This is a genomic window from uncultured Haliea sp., from assembly GCF_963973825.1.
Lineage (GTDB): Bacteria > Pseudomonadota > Gammaproteobacteria > Pseudomonadales > Halieaceae > Haliea.
This window is the reverse complement of record NZ_CAXBAE010000014.1, coordinates 25873-44393: the sequence shown is the minus strand read 5'-3', so window position 1 is coordinate 44393 and position 18521 is coordinate 25873. Positions and strand designations below refer to the sequence as shown.

The following is an 18521-nucleotide window of genomic DNA, read 5'->3' as shown; positions in this document are numbered from 1 at the left end:
CATCATGGAAAAGGTACAGTACGCGCTCTGGCGCGCCCCCGCAGTGGGTGAGGATGCGTTTCGCGCGGGTTTGCTGGCTGACCTGGTGCCGGCGCTGCAGCGTCTGGAATCGGTTCGCGGGCTGCGCCTCGCGGTGGTGGACTCAGCCGTGGCGCCCGCCGCAGACAAGCGTCTGGCCAACTCCGGCAGTCTGCCAGACGCGCTGCTGTCGGTCTGGTTGGACGATGCCTGGCGCAGGCCGCAGCCCATGGCACTGGTGCCCGAACTGGTGGCGCGCAGTCACGCCTGGCTGGTATCCGAGGCGGAGCCTGTCGTCAACGCCACGCAGCCGCCGGGTGCCGATGCGCGGGTTCCCGGCTTCTGTCAGGTGGCTTTGCTGCAGCGTCCACCGCGGCTCGACGTCGCCGAATGGCTGCACATCTGGAAGGGCAGTCATTGGCAGATTGCCATCGATACGCAGTCGACCTTCGGCTACCGGCAGAATCTGGTGGTGTGTGATCTCGACGGGGGTGGCCCATCCCTGGATGCCATCGTGGAAGAAGACTTCCCGGCCGAGGCGATGACCTCCGCGCACAGTTTCTATGCCGCGCCGGACGACGCGACCCTGCAGGCCCACCAGACGGCCATGATGGAGAGTTGCGCGCGCTTCATCGACTTCGACAAGATTGATGTCGTGCCGATGAGCGCGTACTGGTTCAGCCCTGCTGCAGGGCCCTGATCCGGTCTTCCAGCGGCGGGTGTGAGCGAAACAGGGCGGAGAACCCTTCTTTCAACTGTTCGCTGATGCCGAACGCTGTCAGCTCCCCCGGCAAGTCCTGCGGCAGGCCCTGCTCGGCACGCAGGCGCTGCAGTGCGGCGACCATGGCCCCGCTGCCGGCGAGTCGGGCACCCGCGGCGTCGGCGCGGTATTCACGCCAGCGCGAAAACCAGAACACGATCATGCTGGCCAGGATGCCCAGGACCAGTTCGGCGACAATCGTGACCACGTAATAGCCTATGCCGTAGCCGCGCTCGGTCTTGAAGACGACCCGGTCAACCGTGTGGCCGATGATGCGCGCGAGAAACATGACGAAGGTGTTGACCACCCCCTGAATCAAGGTCAGGGTCACCATATCGCCATTGGCGACGTGGCCAATTTCATGGGCCATGACGGCGCGGACTTCGGCGGGCTGGAAACGCTGCAACATGCCGCTGGACACAGCAACCAGTGCCGCATTGCGATTCCAGCCCGTGGCGAAGGCGTTGGCCGCCTCGGAGGGAAAAATGCCCACCTCCGGCATGCCGATACCCACCTCGTCGGCGAGTTCCCGCACCGTGTCCAGCAGCCATTGTTCTTCGCGGTTTCGCGGCTGTTCGATGATGTAGGTGCCGGTGCCCCGCTTTGCCATCCACTTGGACAGGAACAGAGAGATCAGCGACCCACCGAAGCCGAACAGGGCGCAGAAGATGAGCAGGGGCCCCAGGTTCAGGTCCACCCCGTTGGCGGCAAGAATACCTTCCAGGCCCAGCAGATTGAAAATAATGCTGACCAGTACCAGTACTGCGAAGTTTGTGGCAAGGAAGAGCAGGATTCTCATGACAGTCGTTTCACCTCGTGGTGGTTGATGCAGCCCCGCTTTGACCGGCGGCTGATGGATTCTGTTCCCTGTCTGTCAGCAGATCGGGCGTCGGGTCGGGCAGTGGGTGGCTGCTGGGTTCGATCGCCGGCTCTCCGCGCGCGTCCAGTTCGACTGCCAGCACTTCGCCGCGCAGCGACACATCCTTGCTGCTCAGCTCGAACAGCAGGTTGATGCCTTCGTCGTGGTGTTTCAGGCGCGCTACCAGGCGCGCATCGCGGCCGTCCAGCCAGCTCCTGGACTTGCCCCAGTAGTGGCCGAGCTGATTGCGGATGACAAATACCTCACTCATGTGTTGCGGGCTCCTCTCACGCGTTGCGCCGCGCAGTGTAATGAGTCGTTGCGATCGACACCAGCCTGCGGCGGGTTCCCCGGCTCAGCCGAGCAGGAAGTCCTTGGCCTCGTTGACCTTGGCCGCCAGGTAGTGGTTGCCCCCGCGATCCGGGTGCAGCTTCTGCATGAGTTTGCGGTGGGCAGCCACAATGTCCTCATCGCTGGCATCGTCGCCAAGTCCGAGAATGGCGAGTGCCTCGCGGCGCGTCAGACCGCTCTGGCTGTCGGGCGGGGGGCTCGACTGTGTCGCGCCGAAATCCGTCTCGCCGGGAAAACGCTGTTGCAGGTAGCTGTCCAGTAGTTGTACGGAATCGTTGTCCTGCTGCCGGCAGTAGTGCAGGAGCGTTTCCAACTGGCTTCGATCCAGTTCATCCAGGCGCCATTCCTTGAATGGGCCAGACAGGACTTCCCCGCTGAGTTTGCCGCTATCGTGGTCCAGGTGCATGCGCAGCACCGCGCTTTCCACCGTGGACTGTCGGCCATGCGCTGCGTTCGCCGAACGGTTGCGCAGCGAGCTGAGCATGGGAAAGAGACGGATCAGCAGTGGCAGCATTTGCCGGCCTGCAACCAGCAGACCGGTGAGCGCGGCTCCGACCCAGTGCATGCGGCCAGTCAGCGTCAGGTACAGCACGATGACGGCCGCCGCTGCAATGCAGAGTTTGATGTACTGCGCCCTGCGCTTGTGGGGTGGCAATGTACGAGCGCGCAGGTACAGGATGTACAGGGCCGCGGCGATTGCCAGTAGCAGCAGGATTCTCGGCACGTTGGCCCTCAGGGTTTCAGCTGTTGGAGGAGCAGTTTAGCACCTTGCCCGGGGTGATTCTCCAGCGCGGCCCGCCCACCCGTGGCATATCGCGCCACGGCATCGAGCAGGTCTGACAGCGTGTCTGCACTGTGTTGATCGAAACGCGCCCAGGCACCGCCGCTCAGCCGCGCCATGCTCTGGAACGTGCGCTGCACCGCACTGTCGGCACCTTCCTGGAAGAGGAACAACGGCAGCTTGCGCAGTCCGCACTCGCCGGCGAGATGGCAGACCTCATCCGGTGACTCCTCCAGCGCGTCACCGATAAAGACCAGGCCTCTCAAGGGGGTTTCCCGATGTACTGCCAGTGCATGGCGCAACAGCCGTTGAATTTGCGTGTGTCCGCCTTCGCAGCGTACCCGCATCATCTGCCCGGCGAGTGCCTTGCTGTCGCTGAGCCAGGGGCTGGCCCTGAACTCGTGGAAGCCGCGGTAGTAGCAGAGCTGGATACTGAGTGAGGCTACCTGCCCGGCACTGTGGAACATGGCCGCCTGACGATCGCGCGCGAATGCCCAGGTCGGTTTGCGACTGGCCGTGGCGTCTATGGCGAAAACAAGTCGGGGATGGCGCTCGGCAAACACGGCAACCGCCTTGGCAGTGCCGAGAAATGCCTGAATGTCCTGTGAACTGGATGTTCGGGCAGGGGGTTTCGCCATGGCGGTTGCTGCGTCAATGCCTCGCGTTGAGCTTGCCGAGGCGCTCCAGTTCAATGAGGTAGGTGCGGCGCTCGGCAAGCTCCGCGATGGCGCTGCGCAGCCCCTGCTCGTCGAGGTTAGGCAACTGTTCCTGTCCGGCAACAATACGCAACAGCTTGCGGCTGCACAGCGCCCCGGGATTGAATGTCGTGTTTGTATTCATCGTCGTTGTCCTGTTCTCTCCAGTCAGACCCGGCGCAGGGGGTTTGGTTCACTGCGCCTGCCCGTGTCAGGCATCACGCTAGGGCAAAATTGTGACAGTTTGTCGGCAGGCCACTGGATTCGCGTTGCCCCGAGCTTACACCGGCTACACCGGAGAGGGGAAGGGCAGTACACTGGCTTGTCTGTTGAATCGAGGTGAGCCGTATGAGTCTGTTCGATATCCGCAAAAAGCGCGCATTGCCCGATGCGGCATCCGCCCTGCCGGGGCGCAGTGAATCCCTGCCGGTGCCGCCGGCGCACTTTGTCAGCGGTCATCCGCTGCAAGGGCCGTTTCCTGCTCCCCTGCAGCAGGCCGTGTTCGGCATGGGTTGCTTCTGGGGTGTCGAGCGCCTGTTCTGGCAGCTTGAGGGGGTGTACACCAGCGCGGCTGGCTATGCGGGTGGTCATACACCCAATCCCACCTATCAGGAGGTGTGCAGTGGCGGTACAGGCCACACCGAGGCGGTGCTGGTGGTTTTCGACCCGTCACAGATCAGCTACGAACGCTTGCTGCAGCATTTCTGGGAGGGGCATGACCCGACCCAGGGCATGCGCCAGGGCAATGATCTGGGAACACAGTACCGCTCCGCTATCTACACCTACGGCGAGGAGCAGCTGGCGCAGGCGCTGGAGAGCAGGGATCGGTTCCAGGCGGCGCTGGAGCAATCCGGTTACGGTGCCATCACGACCGAGATAGCCCCGGCGTCGCCCTTCTATTACGCCGAGGAGTACCACCAGCAGTATCTCGCCAAGAACCCGGGTGGTTACTGCGGACTCGGTGGTACCGGGGTCAGCTGTCCGCTGGGTCTGGCAGTGGGCGGTAAAAATTGAGTCCTGCGAAGCAAAGGCGTCTTGCCCGGATGACGCAAAGGCTGTTTAATCCAGACTAATCGCCGTTAGTGTTGGCGAGCACACTCGAACGATAACGATAATGGTGAGGTGCAGTTGATGTTCAACAACGAATTTCCGCGGATGTCTGTTCTTTCCCTGGCGGTCGCCGGTGCATTGTCCGCCGGCGCCGTTGCGCCTGTGCTGGCGCAGGGCATGGTGCTGGAGGAGGTGGTGGTGACGGCGCGTAAACGCGCCGAGAGCCTGCAGGAAACCCCGTTGGCCGTAACGGCGCTGGATGCCGCCGCCCTGCGCGAGGCCGGCGTACGCAACCTCGCAGATCTCAATACGCTCGCCCCGAATATCGACGTGGTGGAGGCCAACGGGTCTGCGCCGCTGGCCAGCGTCTACATCCGCGGGGTCGGGCAGCGCAATACGGGGGAGAACATCGACTCGGGTGTTGGTATCTACATCGATGATGTTTACCTGGGACGACCGGACGGCGCCTTGCTCGACCTGAACGATGTGCAGTCGGTGCAGGTCCTGCGCGGCCCGCAGGGCACGCTCTTTGGCAAGAACACCACCGGCGGTGCATTGGTGTTCACCACAAACAAGCCGGTGGAGGAGTTTGAGGGTTCGGTAGGTCTGCGGGTCGGCAATTATGATCGGTTGGACACGGAGTTCGTACTCAACGTGCCCCTGACTGACTCCGTCTGGACTCGCCTGTCCGGAGTCACGCGCAAGCGCGACGGTCAGATAGAGAACCTTTTCGACGGCGAAGACTACATGGACGAAGATCGGCAGAGCCTGATCTGGCAGACGCGTTGGGCGGCGAGCGAGGACCTGACGCTGGACCTGAACCTGAACTGGGCGGATACCGACCAGAAGATGCGTCCCCAGAAGTGCGTCAATGTTGAGGGCGCCAATGGCTGGCAGGCAGCGCTGTTCAATGCGATAGCCATCGGCCCCGCCACGGGCCGCACCCTGGCCGATTTCTGTGAGGAAGCGGCGCAGGCCGGCGGCGGCGACCCGCGCACGGTGATATCGGACCTCGGGGGCGATTACAAGGCGGAAAATCGCGGAGCTTCACTGGTGGCCGAATGGGCCATCAACCCGGACCTGTCATTCAAAAGTATCAGCGCCTATCGCTACACCGAAGCCTCACAAAACGACGAACTGGACCACACCGGTATCCCGTTCCTGCACCGCACCAACACCGTGCACCCGCAGGGCGGTGCCGGTGAAAGTGACCAGTACAGCCAGGAGTTTCAGCTCATTGGCAGTGCCTTTGACGACCGCATGCAGTACGTCAGCGGCCTGTTCTGGTTTGAAGAGGAGAGTGGCGGCCGCCAGAGTATCAGTTTCCTCGGGCCCTTCGCCCCGGCCATCGCCAACCTGTTTTTCCTTAACATCTCGCCCAGCAGCCTGACTGCGAAGAACGATGCCATTGCGGCCTACGCGCAGGTGGAGTGGGAGTTCACCCCGCAGTGGCGTACCACCCTCGGCCTGCGCTATACGGACGAAAGCCGCGACCTGCGGGTGCAGGACTACAGTATTGATGCCAGCACGCTGGATGCCAATGGCGGCCCGGCCATCCCCGTGGGCGGCGGCCTGTTCGTCGTGCAGCGCCCGGGCTTTGAGTACAACCCGGCCTTCGTGCTGGAGGAAAGCGAGGTGCGCCAGCGCAAGGTTTCCAACAGTGACGTGACACCCATGGCCAGTATCCAGTACCTGATTGGCGACAGCGACTGGCTGGACCAGGGCAGCCTGTATCTCACCTACAGCGAGGGCTTCCTGTCTGGCGGTCTCTCGGAGTCGCCCACGGGAGAGCTGGAGCCCTTTGAGCCCGAGGAAGTGGAGAATATCGAGCTGGGCTTCAAGCTGGATTTACTGGATCGCCGGCTGCGGCTGAATGGCGCGTTTTTCTACAGCGACTACACCAACCGTCAGTTGACAACGCTGGTGATCAACCCGGAGGTGAATTCGCCCTCGCCAGCCACCATCAATGCGGCCAAGTCGACCATCAAGGGCTTCGAACTGGAGACCACCTGGCTGGCGACGGATAACCTGATCATCGGTTTCAACGCCACCTTTACCGACGGTGAGATCAAGGAGTTCATGGACGAGCAGATCAGGATTGCCGACACCAGTGTGCCGCCGGCGGCGGGCTGCGTGCGCGCCGACCTGAGCCTTATCCAGGTCGATTCCTGCCCCAACGACCGCTCCAGCGAGAATCTGCCCCGCCTGCCTGAGCAGAGCTACCTGCTCTCTGCCCAGTACGCGCTGGACACCGCCTGGGGGACCTTCCTGCCGCGCATCCAGGCCAGTTGGAAGTTCGATATGGAGTTCTGCTTTGATGCGTTGAGTTGCACGACGGGTCTGTGGTTCGAAGATGAACAGTTCGAGCTGAGCGCACGTCTGGGATGGACCTCCACCGATGAGCGCTGGAGCGCTTCGCTGTATGGTACCAACCTCACCGACGAGGACTACATCAACGGCGGTATCGCGCTGGTTGAGTCTTCGGGCACAGGGGGGGTTGCCGTGGCGCCGCCGCGTATGTACGGGGCCGAAATTCAGTACCGCTTCTAGGCCTGCACCTGCAGCCCTCTCGCCAGTAGCGCAGCGACCGCATTTTCCACCCGGAGAATGCGGTCGCCCAGCGAGACCTGGCGACAGCCCGCCGCCAGCAGTTTCTCTGCCTCGTAGGGTATGAAGCCGCCCTCCGGACCCACCACCAGCACCGTGTCGTCCTGTAGTTCCGCGGGTGCCAGTGGCGCAATGCCGGGATGCGCCAGCAGGGCACAGCGCCCGGCGATGATGTCCGGCAGCCGGTCCTCGACGAAAGGTTTGAAGCGGCGGTGTAGTAGCACCGGGGGAATGACGGTGTCGCGCGCCTGCTCCAGCCCCTGTAGCAGGTAATCCTCGATGACGGCGGCCCCGAGTACCGGCGTTTGCCAATAGCTTTTTTCTACACGGTAGCTGTTTATCAGGTGTATTTCGCGCGCGCCGAATTCGGCTGCCGTACGCAGGATGCGTCGCAGCATCTTCGGCCGCGGCAACGCCAGTACCAGGGTCACGGGCAGTTTCGCTGGCGCCGTATGGGTCAGGCTCACCTGCAGGGTGGCGCTGTGCGGGTCGATGGCCATCAGTTCGGCGGTGCCGACCCGGCCATCGATCTGCCCCACCTGCAGGGTATCGCCGGGTTTGGCCTGCAAAACCTGCCGCAGGTGCTGCGCGCGACGGCCGGTCACGCGCAGCTGGCCGTCGGCGGTGCATTCTCCGGCCTTGAAAAGCAGCAGGTTCACCGGGTGACTAGCCTGCCCACAGGTCGTAGTCGTCGGCGGCGGTGACCTCGGCCTCCACAAAGTCGCCGGGCTGCAGATCGGTAACGCCGTCGAGGTAGACCTTGCCATCGATCTCCGGGGCATCCGCGCTGGAGCGGCCGATAGCGCCCTGGTCGTCCACTTCATCTATGAGAATCTCAATCCGCCGTCCCACCTTAGCCTGCAACTTGGCGGCGCTGATCTCCTGCTGCAGTGCCATGAAACGGTCCCAGCGCTCCTGCTTGACGATATCGGGCACCTGGTCGGGCAGGTCGTTGGCGGGTGCGCCCGCCACCGGTGAGTACTGGAAACAGCCGACCCGGTCCAGCTGTGCTTCGCGCAGGAAGTCCAGCAGCGTTTCGAAATCGGCGTCGGTTTCGCCCGGGAATCCCACGATAAAGGTACTGCGCAGGGTGATGTCGGGGCAGACCTCGCGCCAGCGATGAATGCGCTCCAGCGACTTCTCTGCGGCGGCGGGGCGTTTCATGCGTTTCAGCACGCTGGGACTGCCGTGTTGAAAGGGGATATCGAGGTACGGGAGGATCCTGCCTTCGGCCATCAGCGGGAGTACGTGGTCCACATGTGGGTAGGGGTACACGTAATGCAGTCGCACCCAGATGCCGAACTCGGCCAGCCCCTCACACAGCGACTGCATGCTGGTTTTCATCGGCCGCCCATTCCAGAAACCGGTGCGGTATTTCAGGTCAACGCCGTAGGCGCTGGTGTCCTGGGAGATCACCAGCAGCTCGCGCACACCGGCGCGCACCAGCCGCTCGGCTTCTTCCATCACGTCACCGATGGGCCGACTCACCAGATCACCGCGCATATGCGGGATAATGCAGAAGCTGCAGCGGTGGTTGCAGCCTTCCGAGATTTTCAGGTAGGCGTAGTGCCGCGGTGTCAGCTTTATGCCCTGTGGCGGAACCAGATCCACGTAGGGATCGTGTACGGGGGTGTGCGGCACGTACTGGTGTACCGCGCTCACCACCTCTTCATAGGCAGCGGGCCCGGTTACGCTGAGGACTTTGGGGTGCAGTTCGCGGATGGCGTCGGCATCGGCGCCCTTGCCCATGCAGCCGGTGACAATCACCCTGCCATTTTCGCTCAGGGCTTCGCCGATGGCGTCCAGCGACTCCTGCTTCGCACTGTCAATGAAACCGCAGGTGTTTACCACCACCAGCTGCGCATCCTCATAGCTGGGCACAATGTCGTAGCCGTCCAGCTTGAGCTGCGTCAGGATGCGCTCCGAATCCACCAGGGCCTTGGGGCAGCCCAGGCTGACGAAGCCGATGGTTTTCTTGTCCGCGTTGCTCATGATGTCACCCGTGGCTGCCGTCTGCGTGGCGCGTTGAAGGTCCCGGCGAGAGGGTCAGCTGCCGGTTGGGATGGTGTTGTCAATGAGGCGCGATGATACCTGATAGCCCGCCGGTCTGCAGAGGGAAATGCGCGAAAAGTGGGCGCTCTAGAATGCCTGGCTGGCCTGTCTGGCGATGCTGCTGGTACGCAATTCCCGCTGCAGCTGCTGTTGCAACAGTAGTCCGTCGTCCCGGTTGAGAAACTCGCCCACCCGGATGCTCTCGCCGGAGCTTTGCAGGCTCAGCGCCGGTGCGTCCCAGGGGTGGCGCTCCGGCTGTATGCTGAGCCCGGTGCGTTGGCGTGGAAACGCCCAGCTCTGGCGCGGCAGATAGAAACCCTTGTCGATACGCACCGTGGTTGCATCAAGGGTGATGACATGGCGGTATTGCAGTTTCCAGTTGACGTAATACAGGGAGCCGCCGAGTGCCGCGAGCTCCAGCCCGGCAAAGGGCAGGATGACCCAGGCACCCGCCAGGGCAAAACCGATACCGGCACCCAGTGAGGGCACCGCCAGCGCCAGAATGACCAGCTTGTTGGTTCGCCAGGTGGCAGACTGGTTGGGTTTGGCAATGATGGTTATGGTGTCACCATCGCAGCTGCGTACGACCACGTGTGGCGGCCTCTGAGGAATTTGCGACAGTCTAGTACAGTCGCGCCCCGCTGGCATGCATGTCCCTGTTTTGACCAGCGACAAAACCCCTGCGCGGCGCTGGGCGAGCGGTAACCCAGGCGCTACACTCCGGGTATGAGCAGACAGTCTTCCGCAATACTGATCAGTGCCGGGCAACTGGCGCAGGCGACGGACGCCACCATCGTCGATTGCCGGTTTGTCCTGGGCCAGCCCGACGCGGGTCGCGAGGCCTATTTGCGTGGCCATATTCCCGGTGCACATTACCTCGACCTCGAAAAGGACCTCTCGGCCCCCGTGGCGCGCCACGGGGGGCGCCATCCCCTGCCTGATGCCCGGCAGCTGACAGCCCGGCTCGCCTCGCTGGGGATCCATCCGGGCGCCCGGGTGGTGGCCTATGACGACGCCCGTTTCGCCTTTGCGGCCCGCTTCTGGTGGCTGTTGCGCGCACTGGGTTACCGTCCACCCGAGTTGCTGGATGGGGGTTATGCGGGCTGGCTGGCGGCCGGTGGTGCGGAGGAGCAGGCCATTCCGCAGCCTGAGCCCTGCGCGATGCCGACCGTGGAGCCTTACCGCGGTGTGGTGGATATCACCGCGCTCGCGTCGCTGCAGAGCGCCGGGTCACCCCTGTTGGACTCCCGGGATCCCGCCCGCTATGCCGGCCTCGAGGAGCCACTGGATCCGGTCGCGGGGCATATCCCCGGTGCGCTGAACCTGCCCTGGCAGGCGGTGTCCGATGCGCAGGGCTTCCTGCTGGATGATGCCCGCCTGTCTGCGCACTTTGCGGGGCTACCCGAGGGCAGGCCGCGCGTGGTGTACTGCGGCAGCGGCGTAACGGCCTGCGTCAATCTGTTTGCCCTGGCCCGCGCAGGGGATGAAAGCGCGCTGCTGTATGCCGGCAGCTGGTCGGACTGGTGCAGCCATTTGGTGGCTGATGAGTAGTCTAGAAGTCGGCGGGGCAGGCTTCCTGTAGCCAGTCTCCGGTGGTCGGGTGCGTAAAGCCTAGCTCCGTGGCGTGCAGCAGGAGCCGGGGCGCCATGGCCAGTGCCGCCTCGTGGGCGTACATGTCACAGCCGAGAATCGGGTGGCCGAGTTCCCGACAGTGGATGCGCAGCTGGTGTGAACGCCCGGTTTGGGGCATCAGCTGCAGCCGCGTGCGGTCTGCTTCGCGCGCCATCACCTCGAACCAGGTCACCGCCTCGCGCCCGGTCTCGAAGCAGATCTTCTGCAGCGGCCGGCGCTCCCAGTCACTGACGATAGGCAAGCTGATTTCACCCCGGTCGGGCTCCACGACGCCCCAGACCACGGCCTCGTAGCGCTTGTAGACCAGCCTTTCCTGAAACTGGCGGCTGAGGTGGGCATGGCAGGCGCGGTTCAGGGGTACCACCATGATGCCCGAGGTATCGAGGTCCAGACGGTGGACCATGCTGGCTCGGGGGTAGTCCTGCTGCAGCCGGCTGATCAGGCAGTCGCGGTTGAGGGGATGCCGCCCCGGCACGCTGAGGAGCAGGTGCGGCTTGCGCACCAGCAGCAGGTCGGCGTCGGCATACAGGATGCGAATCGGCTCCTGGCTGTGGGGCACCAGGTAGGGGGGCAGCTCGTCTTCGCTGCTCACATCTTCAGCCGCCCGCCTTGCCCAGTGCGCGCTGATAGGCGGCAATGGTAGTGGCGAGGCCGAGGCGCAGGGCATCGACAGTCAGCGCATGGCCGATCGACACCTCGAGCAAGCCCGGTACACGGCTGAACAGGGGCAGATTTTGCAGGTCGAGATCGTGGCCCGCGTTCACGCCCAGGCCCACCTCGGCCGCCGTCTCCGCCGCGCGGATGTAGCGCTGCAGTACGGCATCCACCTCGGCGCCCGCTGCGTAGGCCCGCGCATAAGCCTCGGTATACAGCTCAATACGGTCGGCGCCCACCTGCGCGGCGAGGCGGATCTGGGCCGGATCCGGATCCATAAACAGGCTGGTGCGAATCCCCAGTGCCTTGAGTTCGGCGACCAGCGGCGCAATCTGCTCGCCGTCCCGTTGCAGGTCAAAGCCGTGATCGGAGGTCAGCTGGTTGTCGCCGTCCGGCACCAGCGTCGCCTGAGCCGGGCGAATTTCACGCACCAGCGCCATGAAGCCGGGGTAGTCGCTGACACCCGCGCGATCACTCTTGCGCGGGCCGGTCATGGGGTTGCCCTCGATGTTGAATTCCACGGTGAGCATAGCCGCCAGATCGTGGCAATCCTGCACCCGGATATGGCGCTGGTCGGGCCGCGGGTGGACGGTAATGCCGTCGGCCCCGGCGTCAATGCACAGCTGGGCGTGCAGGGGAATATCGGGGTTGCGGGTATCGCGTGAATTGCGGATCAGCGCGATCTTGTTCAGGTTGACGCTGAGTGCGGTCATTCGCTGGTCTTGCGCTGGACGCTGTGTATCAGAATGGGTTCTACCGGCACGTCCTGGAAACCCGCCCACTGGCGCACCGGGCTGGAGGCAATGTAGTCCACCACCGACATGCCCTCGATCACCTCGCCAAATACCGTGTAGCCAACCTGGCCCGGCGACCAGTCCAGCTGCAGGTTGCTGCGCTGGTTGATGAAGAATTGCGCCGTCGCCGAATCCGGGTCGGAGGTGCGTGCCATGGCGATGGTCCCGCGGATATTGTGCAGCCGGTTGCGGGATTCATTGACAATCGGCTCGCCGGTCGCCTTTTCCGTCATGTCGGGCAGAAAGCCCCCGCCCTGAATCATGAAGTTGGGAATGACGCGATGAAAAATGGTGCCGTCGTAGTGCCCGCTGTCCACATAGGACAGGAAGTTGGCTACGGTCAGTGGTGACTTGTCCGGGAACAGACGCAGCGTGATGTTGCCCTCGCTGGTACTGATCGTCACCAGCGGGGCGTTGGGCCCCGGCTCCTGTGACCAGGCGGGGTTGAGCGCCAGCAGCAAGGCGATCAACAGGCTGAAAACAGCTTTCATCAGTGTGGTCTCCGTTGGGGGCTCAGGGATTGGGGCGCTCAGGCCCAGCCATCGTTGCGGCGGCGTTTGGGCCACAGACGCGGTACCACAAGGGTGATGACCACCCCCAGCAGCACAGCCAGTGCGCCGTCAATAAAGGCGCTGCTGCGCAGGTTTTCCTGCAGCCGCTGGTTCTCGGCACCGAGCATGTCAGCCTGCGCCCGCAGGTTCTCGACATCTTCCACCAGGCGCCGGTTCTCGGCGTCCAGTTCCAGCGAGCGTCCCGATATCTGCTTCAGCTGCGCGAGTTCCTCGGTCACCGCCTGCAGCGTACCGTCGGCGCTGTCGATGCTGCTCTCCAGCTCCCCGCGAACCTCCTTCAGCTGGTTCAGCTCCGCGGTCAGGCTGGCGTTTTCCTCTGCCAGCTGCTCCGCCCTCGTGCGCGCTGAATCCACCAGGGTCTTGGCCGGTACGGTGCTCATCAGGTATTGCGACCGCACCCAGCCGGTGGTGCCGCCGTCCGTGGTGATTTCCGCCCAGGTGCCGTCCTCTGACTCACGGCTGACGGTGAGCCGGGTGCCGGACGGAATGCCACGGTGGATAATTCGGAACTCATTGCCGGCGCCGCTGCGCACGGGAATGTACTGGGTATCGCTGATGTAGCGGATATCCTGTGCCAGCGCGGCGGCGCTGCCCAGGATCGCGAGCAGGGAAACAATCAGGAAATGCTGCAAAACGTGGGTCCTTCTCTGCAGTCGGTGGTCAATCGCGCAGTTTACCATCGCCCGCGGCTCAGGGCAGCACGCGTTTGTAGGGCTTGACGATCACCTGGCGGAATACGCCGGCGGCCATGTAGGGGTCACTGTCCGCCCAGGCCTGTGCCGCTTCCAGGCTGTCGAAATCGGCGATGATGAGGCTGCCTGTGAAGCCCGCAGCTCCCGGTTCCTCGGTATCCAGTGCCGGGTGCGGGCCGGCAGCCAGCAGGCGACCCTCATCCACGAGATGCTGGATGCGTGACAGGTGGGCCGGTCGTGCGGCCTGGCGCAGAGGCAGGCTGTCGTCAACGTCCTCACACATAATGGCGTAGAGCATGGCGTGGTTTACTCCTGGCTTTCAGCCGGCTGGTCTTTCAGGTGGGGTGCCACCATCCAGGCCGTCAGCCCGGTGAGCAGCACTGTGAACAGTATCGCGGAGTACAGCTTGTAGCTCACCCAGGTGGCCTCGCTGTAGCCGTAGGCAACGACCAGGTTCAGTGCGCCGACCACGCTGAAGTGGGCGACCCAGAGCAGGTTGAGCCGGGTCCACACGCGGTGCGGCAGCTGGATCTGGCTGCCCAGCGTGCGCTCCATCAGGTTGCGTTTGCCGATGAACTGGGACGCGGCAAAGGCCAGCGCCAGTGCCCAGTTGAAAATGGTCGGTTTCCACATGATGAACAGTTCGTTGTGCAGCAGCAGCGTGGCTGCGCCAAAACCGCAGACGGCGAGACCGACCCACAGCAAACGTTTTTCCAGCTGTCGGGTAATGGCCCAGGTCAGCAGCAGTTGCAGCACGGTGGCGGCCATCAGCACCGCAGTGGCGGTGAAGATGCCGTCGATGGTGTGGCTCCAGCCATACAGCGTGACGGTATCTCCATCCATCTGGTAGACGATGAAGAACAGCGCGATGGGGAGAAATTCCAGCAGTTGTCTCATGAAATCAGCCTGGCCCTGACATGTTAGGATGGACGCTGTCGGCGGCAGGGCCTACCTGCACTGTGCGCCAGCCGTTTCTGCGATCCCGGAGTGTAGTGTCTGTGTTGATCGACTTCCATACCCACACCACCGCATCTGACGGTGCCCTGTCGCCTGCTGCCTTGCTGCAGCGGGCACGTGACAGGGATATACGCCTGCTGGCGATAACCGATCACGACACCGTGGCCGGATACCAGGCGGCGGTCGCGCAGTATAACCCCTCGGGGAACGCGTTGCGCCTGGTGCCCGGTGTGGAATTGTCCTGTGTGTGGTCTGGTGTCACGGTGCACGTGGTGGGGCTTGGCATGGACTGTGAACACCCGGTTTTCGTCGCGGGGCTGGCGCGGCTTGCGGCGGCCCGCACCGAGCGTGCCCGGGTGATTGGCGAGCGGCTGGCGAAGCTGGGTTTCCCGGGCGCGCTGGAGGGCGCCCTTCAGGAGGCGGGCGCAAGCCAGGTGGGTCGTCCGCACTTCGCTGCCTGGATGCTGGCCCGCGGGCATGTCGATAGCCTCACCAGGGCCTTTGATCGCTACCTGGGCAGGGGCAAACCGGGCGACGTCAAGGCCTTCTGGCCCGAGCTTGCGGAAGTCACCGCCTGGATTGTCCAGGCCGGGGGGGTCGCGGTGCTGGCGCATCCGCTCAAATACGCATTGACGCGCAGCAAACTGCGTCGGCTGGTGGCGGATTTCGTGGCGGCCGGCGGATCGGCGGTGGAAATACTCAACGGTCGCCAGACCCCGGATCAGAGCCGCCAGTTGCGCCTGCTTGCCCTGGAGGCCGGGCTCGAGGTCTCCGCCGGCAGCGATTTCCACCAGGAGTCCTCCTGGGGCGCCGAAGTGGGTGTAGAATTGCGGCATCTCGGCGGTCTGCGCGGTGTCTGGCAGCGGTGGCTGCCGCCCCAGGACTGTCCGTCAGTGGAGGTTACGTGAGCCAGTTTTTTCAGATTCACCCGGAAAATCCGCAGGCGCGACTGATTCGCCAGGCGGCGGACATTGTGCGCGGCGGGGGCGTTGTGGTGTACCCCACGGACTCGGCCTATGCGCTGGGTTGCCACATCGGTGACAAGGCCGCCCTGGACCGTATCCGGCGCATCAGGCGCCTCGATGATCGGCACAACTTTACCCTGGTGTGCCGCGATCTCTCGGATATCGCCAATTACGCGCGTGTCGACAATACGGTGTACCGCCTGTTGAAAGCCTGCACCCCAGGCGCCTATACCTTCATCCTGCGTGCGACATCGGAGGTGCCGCGCCGGCTGATGCACCCCAAACGCAAGACCGTAGGACTGCGTATCCCGGACAACGCGGTGGCCATGGCCCTGCTGGCGGATCTTGGAGAGCCGATGATGAGTGTAACGCTGATCATGCCCGGCGATGAGCTGCCGCTGATTGATCCCTATGAGATCCGCGACGTGCTGGAGCACGAGGTCGATCTGGTGATTGACGGCGGTTACTGTGGGCTGGAGCCGACTACTGTGGTCGATCTGGCCGACGACCTGCCGATCATCCTGCGCGCCGGCAAGGGCGATGTGACGCCATTCCAGGTCTGATCGGGTATACTCACAGCCTTCTCAGGCACAGGATGTTTCGTGAACGATTCCACGCCGGCCGCGCCCGCCACCGACAGCCCCTCACCAGCAAGGCCACAGCAGGGGGAGATGCCCTTTGCCGTGGTGTTGGGCAAGGCGATGACCGAGCTGCCCAGGGACCTGTATATCCCGCCCCAGGCATTGGAAGTGTTCCTCGAGGCCTTCGAAGGGCCGCTGGATCTTCTGCTCTACCTGATACGGCGCCAGAACCTGGATATCCTCGAGATCGATGTCTCGGAAATCACCGAGCAGTACATGCGCTATGTTGAACTCATGGATGCCATGCAGTTCGAACTCGCGGCCGAGTATTTGTTGATGGCCGCGGTGCTGGCGGAAATCAAGTCGCGGATGCTGTTGCCCCGCGCCGTCGATGTGGACGAGGATGAAGAGGACCCGCGAGCCCAGCTGATTCGCCGTCTGCAGGAGTACGAGCGCTTCAAGAAGGCGGCCGAGGATATCGAGGAGATGCCGCGGCTGGAGCGGGATACCTGGGTTGCCAGTGCCGAGCCGCCGGACCTTGAGCGTGCGCGCCCCGACCCGGACGTGGACATGCGAGAACTGCTGCTGGCCCTCAGCGAAGTGCTGCGGCGCGCCGACATGTTCGAGAGCCACCATATCCAGCGCGAGGCACTGTCGACGCGCGAGCGCATGTCAGAGGTGCTGGAAAAACTGTCGGGGCGCCAGTTCGTGCCGTTCGTGTCGCTGTTCTCTGCCCGCGAGGGTCGACTTGGCGTGGTGGTGACCTTTCTCGCCGTGATGGAACTGATCAAGGAGGCCCTGGTGGAAATTGTGCAAACCGAGAACTTCGGCCCCATTCACGTCAAGGCGAGGTCCGAATAATGTCCGAATCGGCATCCATGCTGGTCCAGATTATCGAGGGCGCCCTGCTCGCCGCTGGCCGTGCACTCACGGTGGCGCAACTGGGCGAGCTGTTTGAAGAGGCTGAGCGCCCCTCGGCGGTCGAAATCCGGGAAGCGCTGGCGGTGGTCAGCGAGCGCTGCGAGGATCGCGGCTTTGAACTGTGTGAGGTCGCCAGCGGCTTCCGTTTCCAGGTGCGACAGTCGCTGAGCCCGTGGGTGGCGAGGCTGTGGCAGGAGCGCCCACAAAAGTATTCGCGCGCGCTGCTGGAGACCCTGGCGTTGATTGCCTACCGGCAACCCATCACGCGGGGTGAAATCGAGGAGATCCGCGGCGTCGCGGTGAGTTCGAACATCATCAAGACGCTGCACGAGCGCGACTGGATTCGTGTCGTCGGGCACCGCGATGTGCCCGGTCGCCCCGCCATGTATGCCACCACGCGGCAGTTTCTCGATTATTTCAACCTGAAGAACCTCGACCAGTTGCCGGCGTTGGCGGAAATCCGTGACCTCGAGACCCTGAACGCCGAGCTGGGCTTCAGTGAACCCCTGGCCGCGGCCAACGACGCAGCGGACCAGGCAGCCGAGCCGGCATCCGCAGAGCCGCCGTCGGCGGCGGTGGGCGCGGAGGACGACAGCTCGGATGTCGGCGACAGTGACAGTTCAGAGGCAGCCGATCCGCTTGCGCCGGGTGGCGCGCAATGAGCCGTCGGCGCGTATCGGCGCCCGGCGACACGCCTCATGCCGAGGCGGCCGGTACCGTTGCCGGCGAAAAGCTGCAGAAAGTACTGGCGCGTACGGGGCTGGGCTCGCGCCGCGAGATGGAGCGCTGGATAGAAGAAGGCCGGGTTGAGGTGGAGGGGCGCCGCGCCTCTCTCGGCGACCGTGTTTCCGGCCGCGACCGCATCAGCATCGATGGCAAGCCACTGGAGGCCGCACCGGCGGAACAGACGCGCTGCATCATCTACCACAAGCCCACTGGCGAGGTGTGCAGTCGCAAGGACCCACAGGGTCGGCGCACGGTGTTCGAGCGCCTGCCGAAGCTGAAATCCGGGCGCTGGATATCCATTGGTCGCCTGGATTTCAACACCTCCGGCCTGTTGCTGTTCACCACAGATGGTGAACTCGCCAATGCGCTGATGCACCCGTCGTCGAACATTGAGCGCGAGTACATGGTGCGCGTAATGGGCGCGGTCGACGAGGATATCCTGCAGCGTCTGCTCGACGGCGTCATGCTGGAGGACGGGGCGGCGCGCTTCACCGACATCCAGGACGGCGGCGGTGATGGTATCAACCACTGGTATTACGTGGTGTTGATGGAGGGTCGCAACCGCGAGGTGCGCCGCCTGTGGGAGTCCCAGGGGCTTACCGTGTCGCGGCTCAAGCGCGTCCGCTACGGCAACGTGTTCATTCCGTCCCGCGTCAAGCAGGGCCAGTGGGCCGAACTTGAGCCGAAAGAAGTCAAGGGGCTGTACGAGCTGGCGCATCTACCGGTCAAGCAGGTCAAGCGCAACACGGTCAAGGAAAAGGAAGTCATGGAACGGCAGTTCGGCAAGCGCAAGGCGCCGGCCGCGAACGCTGGCCGCAAGCCGCCTCGCCGGCCGCAAAAGAGCCGTTAACGCG

At 63.8% G+C, this 18521-nt stretch carries 23 protein-coding genes; 9 read left to right on the top strand and 14 right to left on the bottom strand.

Annotated features, from left to right (window positions below; translation table 11 throughout):
- The first annotated feature begins 4 nt into the window (after positions 1-4).
- Positions 5-718, top strand: coding sequence for an EthD domain-containing protein (locus tag AACZ17_RS14780; RefSeq protein WP_290741637.1), 714 nt, complete (start codon positions 5-7; stop codon positions 716-718).
- Here AACZ17_RS14780 and htpX read toward each other — a convergent pair.
- From htpX to AACZ17_RS14755, 5 genes are all read right to left on the bottom strand, one after another.
- Complete coding sequence (gene htpX / locus AACZ17_RS14775; RefSeq protein WP_290741639.1) at positions 696-1577, bottom strand: protease HtpX; 882 nt, start codon at positions 1575-1577, stop codon at positions 696-698. The two genes, AACZ17_RS14780 and htpX, sit on opposite strands and share 23 nt — an antisense overlap.
- A gap of 10 nt (positions 1578-1587) precedes the next feature.
- Complete coding sequence (locus AACZ17_RS14770) at positions 1588-1908, bottom strand: hypothetical protein (protein ID WP_290741641.1); 321 nt, start codon at positions 1906-1908, stop codon at positions 1588-1590.
- 84 nt (positions 1909-1992) lie between these two features.
- Positions 1993-2712, bottom strand: a complete 720-nt coding sequence (locus AACZ17_RS14765) for a molecular chaperone DnaJ (RefSeq protein ID WP_290741643.1) — start codon at positions 2710-2712, stop codon at positions 1993-1995.
- Positions 2713-2720: 8 nt separating this feature from the next.
- On the bottom strand, positions 2721-3407 hold the full coding sequence (locus AACZ17_RS14760) for a VWA domain-containing protein (protein ID WP_290741645.1): 687 nt from the start codon (positions 3405-3407) through the stop codon (positions 2721-2723).
- Positions 3408-3420: 13 nt separating this feature from the next.
- Positions 3421-3609 carry a hypothetical protein gene (locus AACZ17_RS14755; RefSeq protein ID WP_290741646.1) on the bottom strand — a complete coding sequence of 63 codons (189 nt, stop codon included), beginning with the start codon at positions 3607-3609 and terminating at the stop codon, positions 3421-3423.
- A 203-nt stretch (positions 3610-3812) separates the two neighbouring features.
- Between AACZ17_RS14755 and msrA the strand changes: the two genes are divergently transcribed.
- Together msrA and AACZ17_RS14745 are read left to right on the top strand one after the other, a co-directional pair.
- Positions 3813-4478, top strand: coding sequence for a peptide-methionine (S)-S-oxide reductase MsrA (gene msrA / locus AACZ17_RS14750; protein WP_290741648.1), 666 nt, complete (start codon positions 3813-3815; stop codon positions 4476-4478).
- 117 nt (positions 4479-4595) lie between these two features.
- Complete coding sequence (locus AACZ17_RS14745; protein ID WP_339638678.1) at positions 4596-7064, top strand: TonB-dependent receptor; 2469 nt, start codon at positions 4596-4598, stop codon at positions 7062-7064.
- Here AACZ17_RS14745 and AACZ17_RS14740 read toward each other — a convergent pair.
- The 3 genes from AACZ17_RS14740 to AACZ17_RS14730 all read right to left on the bottom strand — a co-directional run bounded on the left by AACZ17_RS14740 (position 7061) and on the right by AACZ17_RS14730 (position 9764).
- Entirely contained in the window at positions 7061-7780 is a 720-nt protein-coding gene (locus AACZ17_RS14740; RefSeq protein ID WP_290741652.1) for a 16S rRNA (uracil(1498)-N(3))-methyltransferase, read from the bottom strand. The genes AACZ17_RS14745 and AACZ17_RS14740 overlap by 4 nt on opposite strands.
- Positions 7781-7787: 7 nt before the next feature.
- Positions 7788-9113, bottom strand: coding sequence for a 30S ribosomal protein S12 methylthiotransferase RimO (gene rimO / locus AACZ17_RS14735; protein ID WP_290741654.1), 1326 nt, complete (start codon positions 9111-9113; stop codon positions 7788-7790).
- A gap of 147 nt (positions 9114-9260) precedes the next feature.
- Positions 9261-9764, bottom strand: a complete 504-nt coding sequence (locus tag AACZ17_RS14730; RefSeq protein WP_290741656.1) for a DUF2244 domain-containing protein — start codon at positions 9762-9764, stop codon at positions 9261-9263.
- Positions 9765-9899: 135 nt separating this feature from the next.
- Here AACZ17_RS14730 and AACZ17_RS14725 point away from each other — a divergent pair, with 135 nt between their 5' ends.
- Positions 9900-10724 carry a sulfurtransferase gene (locus AACZ17_RS14725; RefSeq protein ID WP_290741658.1) on the top strand — a complete coding sequence of 275 codons (825 nt, stop codon included), beginning with the start codon at positions 9900-9902 and terminating at the stop codon, positions 10722-10724.
- Between the two features lies 1 nt (position 10725).
- On the opposite strand, the gene AACZ17_RS14720 is transcribed toward AACZ17_RS14725, so the two are convergent.
- Genes AACZ17_RS14720 through AACZ17_RS14695 form a run of 6 tightly spaced genes read right to left on the bottom strand, consistent with a single transcriptional unit; the run spans position 10726 to position 14414 of the window.
- Positions 10726-11397 carry a pseudouridine synthase gene (locus tag AACZ17_RS14720; RefSeq protein WP_290741660.1) on the bottom strand — a complete coding sequence of 224 codons (672 nt, stop codon included), beginning with the start codon at positions 11395-11397 and terminating at the stop codon, positions 10726-10728.
- Positions 11398-11401: 4 nt separating this feature from the next.
- The gene (locus AACZ17_RS14715) at positions 11402-12172 is read right to left on the bottom strand and encodes a pyridoxine 5'-phosphate synthase (RefSeq protein ID WP_290741662.1); all 771 of its coding nucleotides are present in this window, start codon (positions 12170-12172) and stop codon (positions 11402-11404) included.
- Positions 12169-12744 (bottom strand): peptidylprolyl isomerase, encoded by a 576-nt coding sequence (locus tag AACZ17_RS14710; RefSeq protein ID WP_290741664.1) that lies wholly within the window; start codon positions 12742-12744, stop codon positions 12169-12171. The genes AACZ17_RS14715 and AACZ17_RS14710 overlap by 4 nt, the downstream gene beginning before the upstream one ends.
- 38 nt (positions 12745-12782) lie before the next feature.
- Positions 12783-13457 (bottom strand): TIGR04211 family SH3 domain-containing protein, encoded by a 675-nt coding sequence (locus tag AACZ17_RS14705; RefSeq protein ID WP_290741666.1) that lies wholly within the window; start codon positions 13455-13457, stop codon positions 12783-12785.
- A 58-nt stretch (positions 13458-13515) separates the two neighbouring features.
- Positions 13516-13815 (bottom strand): YciI family protein, encoded by a 300-nt coding sequence (locus AACZ17_RS14700; RefSeq protein ID WP_290741668.1) that lies wholly within the window; start codon positions 13813-13815, stop codon positions 13516-13518.
- Positions 13816-13823: 8 nt separating this feature from the next.
- Positions 13824-14414, bottom strand: a complete 591-nt coding sequence (locus tag AACZ17_RS14695) for an inner membrane-spanning protein YciB (RefSeq protein WP_290741671.1) — start codon at positions 14412-14414, stop codon at positions 13824-13826.
- 95 nt (positions 14415-14509) lie between these two features.
- Between AACZ17_RS14695 and AACZ17_RS14690 the strand changes: the two genes are divergently transcribed.
- Genes AACZ17_RS14690 through rluB form a run of 5 tightly spaced genes read left to right on the top strand, consistent with a single transcriptional unit; the run spans position 14510 to position 18517 of the window.
- Positions 14510-15382 carry a PHP domain-containing protein gene (locus AACZ17_RS14690; protein ID WP_290741673.1) on the top strand — a complete coding sequence of 291 codons (873 nt, stop codon included), beginning with the start codon at positions 14510-14512 and terminating at the stop codon, positions 15380-15382.
- Positions 15379-16002 carry an L-threonylcarbamoyladenylate synthase gene (locus AACZ17_RS14685; protein ID WP_290741675.1) on the top strand — a complete coding sequence of 208 codons (624 nt, stop codon included), beginning with the start codon at positions 15379-15381 and terminating at the stop codon, positions 16000-16002. The genes AACZ17_RS14690 and AACZ17_RS14685 overlap by 4 nt, the downstream gene beginning before the upstream one ends.
- Positions 16003-16041: 39 nt before the next feature.
- Entirely contained in the window at positions 16042-16881 is an 840-nt protein-coding gene (locus AACZ17_RS14680) for a segregation/condensation protein A (RefSeq protein WP_290741677.1), read from the top strand.
- On the top strand, positions 16881-17603 hold the full coding sequence (scpB, locus tag AACZ17_RS14675) for an SMC-Scp complex subunit ScpB (RefSeq protein WP_290741680.1): 723 nt from the start codon (positions 16881-16883) through the stop codon (positions 17601-17603). Before AACZ17_RS14680 ends, scpB begins: the two co-directional genes overlap by 1 nt.
- Positions 17600-18517 carry a 23S rRNA pseudouridine(2605) synthase RluB gene (rluB, locus tag AACZ17_RS14670; protein WP_290741682.1) on the top strand — a complete coding sequence of 306 codons (918 nt, stop codon included), beginning with the start codon at positions 17600-17602 and terminating at the stop codon, positions 18515-18517. The genes scpB and rluB overlap by 4 nt, the downstream gene beginning before the upstream one ends.
- The last annotated feature ends 4 nt before the right edge of the window (positions 18518-18521 follow it).